Annotated in this window: 7 protein-coding genes; all 7 read left to right on the top strand. The window is 33.8% G+C overall.

Going from position 1 to position 8181, the window contains the following annotated elements; translation table 11 throughout:
- A partial coding sequence (locus AB1444_08305) for an alanine:cation symporter family protein (protein ID MEW6526651.1) occupies positions 1–652 on the top strand: 652 nt, incomplete at its 5' end.
- A gap of 76 nt (positions 653–728) precedes the next feature.
- Positions 729–2309 (top strand): peptide-binding protein, encoded by a 1581-nt coding sequence (locus AB1444_08300; GenBank protein ID MEW6526650.1) that lies wholly within the window; start codon positions 729–731, stop codon positions 2307–2309.
- Between the two features lie 2 nt (positions 2310–2311).
- Positions 2312–3313, top strand: a complete 1002-nt coding sequence (locus AB1444_08295) for an ABC transporter permease (GenBank protein ID MEW6526649.1) — start codon at positions 2312–2314, stop codon at positions 3311–3313.
- Positions 3310–4275 (top strand): ABC transporter permease, encoded by a 966-nt coding sequence (locus tag AB1444_08290; GenBank protein ID MEW6526648.1) that lies wholly within the window; start codon positions 3310–3312, stop codon positions 4273–4275. Before AB1444_08295 ends, AB1444_08290 begins: the two co-directional genes overlap by 4 nt.
- Positions 4247–5140 (top strand): hypothetical protein, encoded by an 894-nt coding sequence (locus AB1444_08285; protein ID MEW6526647.1) that lies wholly within the window; start codon positions 4247–4249, stop codon positions 5138–5140. Before AB1444_08290 ends, AB1444_08285 begins: the two co-directional genes overlap by 29 nt.
- Positions 5141–5794 carry a metallophosphoesterase family protein gene (locus AB1444_08280; protein ID MEW6526646.1) on the top strand — a complete coding sequence of 218 codons (654 nt, stop codon included), beginning with the start codon at positions 5141–5143 and terminating at the stop codon, positions 5792–5794.
- Positions 5795–5958: 164 nt separating this feature from the next.
- Positions 5959–8181, top strand: coding sequence for a SpoIIE family protein phosphatase (locus AB1444_08275; GenBank protein ID MEW6526645.1), 2223 nt, complete (start codon positions 5959–5961; stop codon positions 8179–8181).

Genomic DNA, 8181 nt, shown 5'->3' with positions numbered 1-8181 from the left:
ATCAAATATTATACAGGCTTTTGAGCTTATATTTGTGCATGCGTTTACCCCTGTAGCTGCTTTAGGTGGATTTGCTGGTGCAACCGTCAAAATGGCAATGCAGATGGGTGTATCCCGTGGATTGCTATCCAATGAATCTGGATTAGGCAGCTCACCAATAGCTGCTGCTGCTGCAAAAACTGATGAACCAGTAAGGCAAGCTTTAGTTTCAATGACACAGACTTTTATAGATACCATTGTTGTATGCACGTTTACAGGACTGGTTATACTGGTAACTGGTGCATGGGAAAGTGGAAAAACAGCCGCAGCGTTAACCGAACATGCTTTTAGTTTGGGCTTACCGGGCACCTGGGGTGGAATTGTTGTTTCTCTCAGTCTTATATTTTTTGCTTATTCTACTATTTTAGGATGGGCATACTACGGCGAGAAATCAGTTGAATACATTGCAGGTGAAAAGGCAATAAAGCCATATAGATTATTATGGGTGATAGTTGTATTTATAGGAGCTATCGGAAAATTAGAAATTGTATGGACCGTAACTGATATAATGAATGGGCTTATGGCATTCCCAAACCTGATAGCGTTACTTGGTCTTTCATTTGTAATAAAAAATGAAACAAATCTTTTCTTTAAGAAACATAATTCAATATAGCAAATTCTTTAATTCTATTTTTAAGAGAAAGTTACAGTAAGCAACTAATGTTAAATAATAAGGTTGTTGTAGTGATATGATTACATCTCATAAAAGACTATATTATATAATACTTTTACTGATCATTATCCTGTCTTCCTGCACACGCTTTGAATCAGTTCGTGATCCATATACGTTATATATTCATATTTCGGCTGAACCCGGACATCTCAATCCCATAACTTCAAACGAAGCTATAGCTTCTTCAATAAATACATATATTTATGAAACACTGCTTGATAGGGATTATGATACGTTAGAGTTAAAACCACAATTAGCTACAAAATGGGAAATTTCATCTGATAAACTGCATTACCGCTTTTATCTTAAAAAAAACATTTACTGGAGTGATGGAAAACCTTTTACAGCCGACGATATTATATATTCATTTAACGTAATTAAAGATCCCAAAGTGGCAAATGCACCGCTAAAGGTTTATTATATTGATGTGAAAAGTGTTAAGGAAATTACACCATACATTGTTGAGTTTACGTATGCAAAACCTTACTTCCTTGCGCTTGAAATTTGTGGAAGCATTCCTATCGTACCCAAACATATATTTGATGATGGAACTGATTTCAACACCCATAAAAACAACCGTTTCCCTATTGGAACCGGACCATATAAATTTGTAACATGGAATACGGGTAAAACCATTGAATTAGTTGTGAATGATAGATATTGGGGTCCAAAACCAGATATAAAGCGTATAGTGTATAAAATAATTCCTGAACCCAATGTTGCATTACAGATGTTAAAAAAAGGCGAGCTTGATGTCATGGCATTGAGGCCAATACAGTGGGTAAGGCAAACAAATTCAAAACATTTTCAAGAATCATTTTACAAATTCATGTACTATCAACCATATTATAATTATATTGGGTGGAATGCACGTAATCCTTTATTTAAAGACAAAAATGTTCGCAAAGCACTTACCATGCTAATTAACCGTCAGGCAATTCTTGACAGTTTGTTGTTTGGATTAGGAACGGTAGTTACAGGCCCATTTTATATTCATGATAAATATTATAACCATAATATACAGCCTTTACCATACAATCCTGTAAAAGCTAAGGAAATATTACATAGAGCTGGCTTTAGCGATAGTAATGGTGATGGAATCCTTGATAAGAATGGCGTTGCCTTCAAATTTACTTTGACTATAGCATCAGCAAGTAAGTTTGCTGAACGGCTGGCAACCATTTTGAAAGAAGATTTTGCAAAGGTTGGCATACAGATGGATATAAACCGTTATGAATGGGCTGTTTTTGTTAACAAAGTAGACAAACGAGATTTTGATGCTGTTACATTGGGCTGGTCATTGTCATGGGAAGGTGACCCATACCAGCTATGGCATTCATCACAGGTAAAAGCAGGGTCTAATTTTTGTTATTTTGTCAATGCTGATGCAGATGAAATCATTGAAAAAGCACGTAAAGAGTTTGATGTAGATAAGCGTATTGCTATGTACCGGCGATTCCATGAGATAATTCATGATGAGCAGCCATATACATTTTTATATTGTACACCTGCACTGGTAGCTGTAAGCAAACGTTTTGATAATGTCATAGTACATAAAAGAGGTTTGAATTATACTGAATGGAAGGTTAAGCAGTAATAATGAAATATTATATTTTAAAACGAATTCTTATTATTGTACCAACATTTATTGGCATAACATTTATTACATATCTTATGATACGGCTTGCCCCAGGTGATTATACTTCATTACGAGCAGGTGTAGAAGGTGAATTGAAGGCAGGAAGCCTTTCAAAAGAGATATTTGAACAGGAAAAGAAACTCTATGGGCTTGATAAGCCAGTAATTGTTGGCTATGCTGAATGGTTTTATAAAACAGTGAAACTTGATTTTGGATCTTCGCGCAAAGATGGGCGCAAAGTTATATCCCATATTGCAGATGCATTGCCAATAACATTAGCATTGAACATTCTTTCTATTATTATAGTGTATATTATTTCCATTCCTTTAGGAATTTATTCTTCAATAAAAAAAGATACATTGCAGGATAGAATTATCAGCCTAACACTATTTTTGCTTTATTCATTACCATCATTCTGGGTTGCTTTGTTGTTATTAAAATATCTGAGTGGCGGGGATTACCTGAATTTATTCCCTTTAGGAGGCTTATATTCTGATTGGTTTGTTCAGTTAAATCTTTTTCAGAAAGGAATGGATATATTGTGGCATTTAATCCTGCCTGTAGTAACTTTAACCTATGGAGGTTTTGCATTTCTTTCACGCTACACACGGGCAACCATGCTTGATGTTATTAATCAGCAATATATTATCACAGCACGTGCAAAAGGACTATCCGAAAAAAAGGTTTTGTTTGTGCATGCGTTTCGAAATTCTTTAATTCCATTACTTACGCTTATGGCCACCATGCTTCCCGGGCTTTTAGGGGGTAGCGTTATAGTAGAATCTATCTTTTCAATACCTGGAATGGGAATGCTGGCATTTGAATCAATCCTATCACGGGATATTCCCATTATAATGGCCATAACATCAATCTCGGCCTTTTTAACGCTCATTGGTATTTTCCTTGCAGATATTATGTATGCAATTGCCGATCCTAGAATAAGGCTGGAGGCTAAACAATGAAAGGCTACTGGTCAATTGTATGGAAGCGCTTTAAACAAAATAAATTAGCTGTAGTTGGCCTTTGTATTGTTATTTTCTTATTTATGATTGCATTATGTGCACCTTTAATTGCAAATAACAAACCTTATATTTTAATTTATAACGATAAACTTTATTTTCCAATTCTATTTGAATATAACGAATTTTCAGGCTTTGATTTTAAAAAAATCCAGGGGTTCAAAATATTTCCACCAATACCATATTCATATTCTGAATATGACCTTAATGCAGTTGTGCTGCCGCCTTCTGCAAAACATATTTTAGGCACCGATGAACAGGGCAGGGATTTAGCTGCACGCATGTTATATGGCACCCGTGTGTCAATATTTGTTGGATTTGTGGCAGTATTCATTTATGTAACTATAGGCATAATCATTGGCGCCTTAGCAGGATTTTATGGCGGCTGGGTGGATATCATTATTTCTAGAATTATAGAAATTGTTATGTGTTTCCCAACGTTCTTCCTGATTCTAACTATCCTGGCGCTGTGGGGTCAAAGCCTTCTTAATGTCATGATAGTTATAGGCATAACAGGGTGGACAGGGATAGCCCGTATTGTACGTGGTGAATTTTTTAAACTACGTGAACAGGATTTTGTCATGGCTTCAAAAGCACTTGGTGCAAGAGATTACTGGATTATCTTTAAGCATATTTTACCCAATGCCATGGCACCTGTTATGGTTTCAGCAACATTTGGCATTGCTTCAACGATACTGATCGAGTCATCGTTAAGCTTTCTGGGATTTGGAGTACAGCCACCAACACCAAGCTGGGGTGATATATTATCACAATCACGGGATTTCATTGATTTTGCATGGTGGTTGACTTTGATTCCAGGTTTTGCTATATTCATAACTATCACATCGTATAATTTAGTTGGCGAAGGATTACAGGATGCGCTTGATCCAAAACAATATCGTTAAAATTATACTGCTACTATTTGTATCCAATACTATTGCATGTCTTTCTTTTTTTGAAGAAAAACAAGAAACAAAAGACCTATTACCCAGGGAAACAGAACTATATACCTGGAAACTTGTAAAAAGTACAAGTGTTACCAACAAAGATGCCATAGTGAACATTTCACCTGATTATTATAAATACTATAGCGTCATGGAAATAGTTAAAGCTGAATATCAGTCAATCAATAACAGTTCATTTTTTGTTACAGTAACTATCGCCAAAACAGTAACAGTTGATGATGCATATGGATTGTTTACACGTGAAAGGATTAGCCTGGAAAAATCTTTGTTTAAAAATGATTACAGCATGTACTGGAACAATAAGAGTATTGCATTTAAAGGAAATATTTTTCTAAAAGTTGAAACTAATGACCTTGATTTTATACAAACACAAAAAAACATAATTGAAACAATACTGCAAAAAATACAAAATGCTTACGCGCTGCCTGATTATGTTGTCAGGATATCAAAATTTTGTGACATCGATAGCATAATACTATTCAATGAAGGTATTTCACAAATTCCATATTTAAAAAACATAGTGGTGGGGAAAAAAATTATTGAATCAAAAGACATCCTGGTATTTTTTAAACTTTATTCCACAAACATAGATGCTACGCAAAATTTTGATGCAATTGTAAAAAATGATAATACACTGATGATTTTAGAATCAGGTAACGTAAAAATAGCTTTTAAAAAATTTGGCGATAGTTACTGTTATATTGCCCAGTATAAAGAATGGATATTTGGTTTGTATGACATTGCTGACTACAATGCTGGTAAACAATACATTAATACTCTTTATAAAGAATTGAGCAATCCATGAATGTTCTATATTATTGGTGACATACACGGATATTATAATAAATTATCAGGGCTTTTTGAAAAAATTAAAAAGCATATTACCGATTATGATACAATAATTTTTTTAGGTGATTATATTGACCGCGGACATCATTCATTTGAAGTTATAGAATTTTTAATAGATTTACAACACAACTATAACACAATTTATTTACGTGGCAACCATGAATCTATGTTTCTGGATTATTTGCAGGGTAGAGAAATTCCATTGTACATGTATAATGGTGGTCAGGCAACTATAGATTCATATATAAAAATGATGGGATCATTACGATTACCAGAAGATCATAAAGCATTTTTCAATAGCTTGAAATTATATTATGAAACTGATGATTTTATTGCAATACATGCTGGCATGCGACCTGGTATACCTGTTGCATTGCAATCCCCATATGATATGATATGGATCAGAGAAGAGTTCTTTTTAAAACAGTATCGATGGCCAAAGCTGGTAGTATTTGGACATACAACAACTGTTAATATTACAGGACTTCCCATTTCTGAGATTTATGAGGATAACTATAAAAACATAATAGGTATTGACACAGGAGCAGCTTATGGAGGACCTTTAACCTGCTTGCGCCTACCGGATAGACAAATTTTTCAATCTTACTGAAAAAAATAACACTACTGTTTATAATAAAAAGTACTTGATATTTTTTTGTAATAAACTATCGGTTAATAAGAGTAAAGTAATTCATGTTTTTTTTATACGAGTATATTGTCGATTATTAATTATATACTAATGAATTCCATTAGAATCATAAAGGAAATATAAATATGAATATATTTGAATGGTTAAACAGAAAATTTTCATATACATTTGCACTTTGTTTTTTTACCATATTTGGTGGATGGATGAGTGCAGTATTTGGCTATTATCTTGGCACATCTTTTATTCTTTCTGAGTATAATGTAATGCATTCACTGGCTATAAAGTGGCTACCGTTAGCAGTACTTATTCCAACTTTAATGCATTATCTAACATTTGGTTTTTTAACCCCTTTAGGAATTCCTGCATTTTTTAAATCTTTACGTGACGTTAACAATGCATTTAAAGGTGGAACACTTAATCCCTCAATAAGCGATGAAAATCTTCAGGTGTTGTATATTCAATTATCACATCTTCCAATGTACAATATGGTTGCAGCTTCTTTATTTGGTACATTATGCGGCTTTTTTTTAATGGGTTTTGGATACTATGATATGCTCTCCAGCGGCACATTAACTATTATAAAAATGAAAATTGGTATTAAAATAGTAACTATTGGTGTTTTAGTAGTTGTTGTATTATATGGGATGTCAACCTATCTATTAACCGAGATTATAACCAATCCACACAGAGCACTGGTATATCAGGAATTACGTCAACGGAATATTAATATTTATCCTCGTGGATTAATTGGTTTGCGTATTAAATTTAGCTTTTTCATAATACTTATGATTATAACTCTTTTAACGTTTGCTGCAATGATGGAACAGCATCGTTTATATGAAGAAACCCGATATATAAACATTCTTACCTATTTCTTAATTTCTATTGTTGCTGGTGTTTTTCTTATGTACATAAATTCAGATTCTGTTATGCGTATTCTGGATGAAATGGGTATTGTTACAAAAAGAATTTCTTCAGGGCAGGAAGCATGGTTTAGAGTAATGTCGTATGAAAGAGAATTTGCCGAAATAGAATTTTCAATCCTTGAAATGGCAAAAGAAATTGAAGAACACAGAAAAAACTTAGAGTTAAAAGTAGAACAGCGAACAGAAGAATTGCGTGAAGCACTGGCAAGCCTTAAAGAAAAAGATGATATGATTCAGAAACAATTAGAGATAGCAAGCAATATTCAGCGGAGCATATTGCCAGGGCGCATTGATGACTGGAATGAGCTGAAATTTTCAGTACGATATATTGCAATGGAAAAAATTGGTGGTGACTTTTATGATGTCTATCAGATGAAAGGAGATAAATTAGGGATATTGGTTGCTGACGTATCTGGCCATGGTATTCCTGCAGCTCTTATTACGTCGATGGCAAAAATTTCGTTTAGTTCTGCTACCCAGCAATATGATTCACCAAAAAGGGTATTCCAGGAAGTCAATCAAAACATCCTTGAACACATTAAAACTCAGGATTATATGACTGCTTTTTTTGTTGTTATAGATGATGATTATAATGTTACCTATGCTAATGCAAGCCATCAAAAAGCAATTTTGATACGTTCTGATGAAGGCAGAACAGAGCTTCTTGATACCAATGGATTATTTATAGGTGCTATTGAAGAAGCTCGTGAAACCTATGAAGAAAAAGAAACAAAATTAAAATATGGTGACCGCCTATTGCTATATACTGATGGTATTCCTGAAGCAGCTAATATGGAACGTGAAGAATATTCGGTTGAAAGGCTTATGGAAATTTCACTTAAAAACAGGCATCTACCTTTGGATGACTTTACCAGTTACATAATTGAAGATGTACAGCGTTTTAAAGGAAAAGCACCTGTAGAAGATGATATAACGTTACTGGTTATTGAACTTGCTCGCGATGAAGCTGTTGATATCATTAAACAGACAAAAAAATTAATTGATGAACATAAATACTACGAAGCTATTGATTATTTAGAAAGAAGTCTTACGCTCTATCCAAATAATCGCAAACTTATATATAATTTAGCAAAAAATTATTTCAGAGTAAATAATTTTGGCAGGGCAACTGAATTGATTGAACAGTACTTAGAAATGGATAAACGAAATAAGTATGCATATTACGTTGGTGGTGCAGCATATTATCAGATGATGAACTATGAGAAAGCAATACAATTGCTTGAAAAAGCTCAAAGTTTAGACCCCAACTTCACCAATGCATTATTTGCTTTAGGTATGGCTTATAAGAAAATAGGCATGTATCAGGATGCATTACAGATTTTTGAACGTGTTGCCAATATTGACCCTGACAATAAGATGGCACTATTTGAAATCAATGAAATCCGTAAAGGTTTAGCGTAA

This window comes from Spirochaetota bacterium, from assembly GCA_040756435.1.
Taxonomy (GTDB): Bacteria; Spirochaetota; UBA4802; order UBA4802; family UB4802; genus UBA4802.
This window is presented reverse-complemented; position numbering and strand designations above follow the sequence as displayed.

What these genes read in the sequence shown, in the direction of transcription:
- AB1444_08300 (MEW6526650.1), top strand. Translation starts at nt 729, where the DNA reads ATGATTACATCTCATAAAAGACTATATTATATAATACTTTTACTGATC.
- AB1444_08295 (MEW6526649.1), top strand. Translation starts at nt 2,312, where the DNA reads ATGAAATATTATATTTTAAAACGAATTCTTATTATTGTACCAACATTT.
- AB1444_08290 (MEW6526648.1), top strand. Translation starts at nt 3,310, where the DNA reads ATGAAAGGCTACTGGTCAATTGTATGGAAGCGCTTTAAACAAAATAAA.
- AB1444_08285 (MEW6526647.1), top strand. Translation starts at nt 4,247, where the DNA reads ATGCGCTTGATCCAAAACAATATCGTTAAAATTATACTGCTACTATTT.
- AB1444_08280 (MEW6526646.1), top strand. Translation starts at nt 5,141, where the DNA reads ATGTTCTATATTATTGGTGACATACACGGATATTATAATAAATTATCA.
- AB1444_08275 (MEW6526645.1), top strand. Translation starts at nt 5,959, where the DNA reads ATGAATATATTTGAATGGTTAAACAGAAAATTTTCATATACATTTGCA.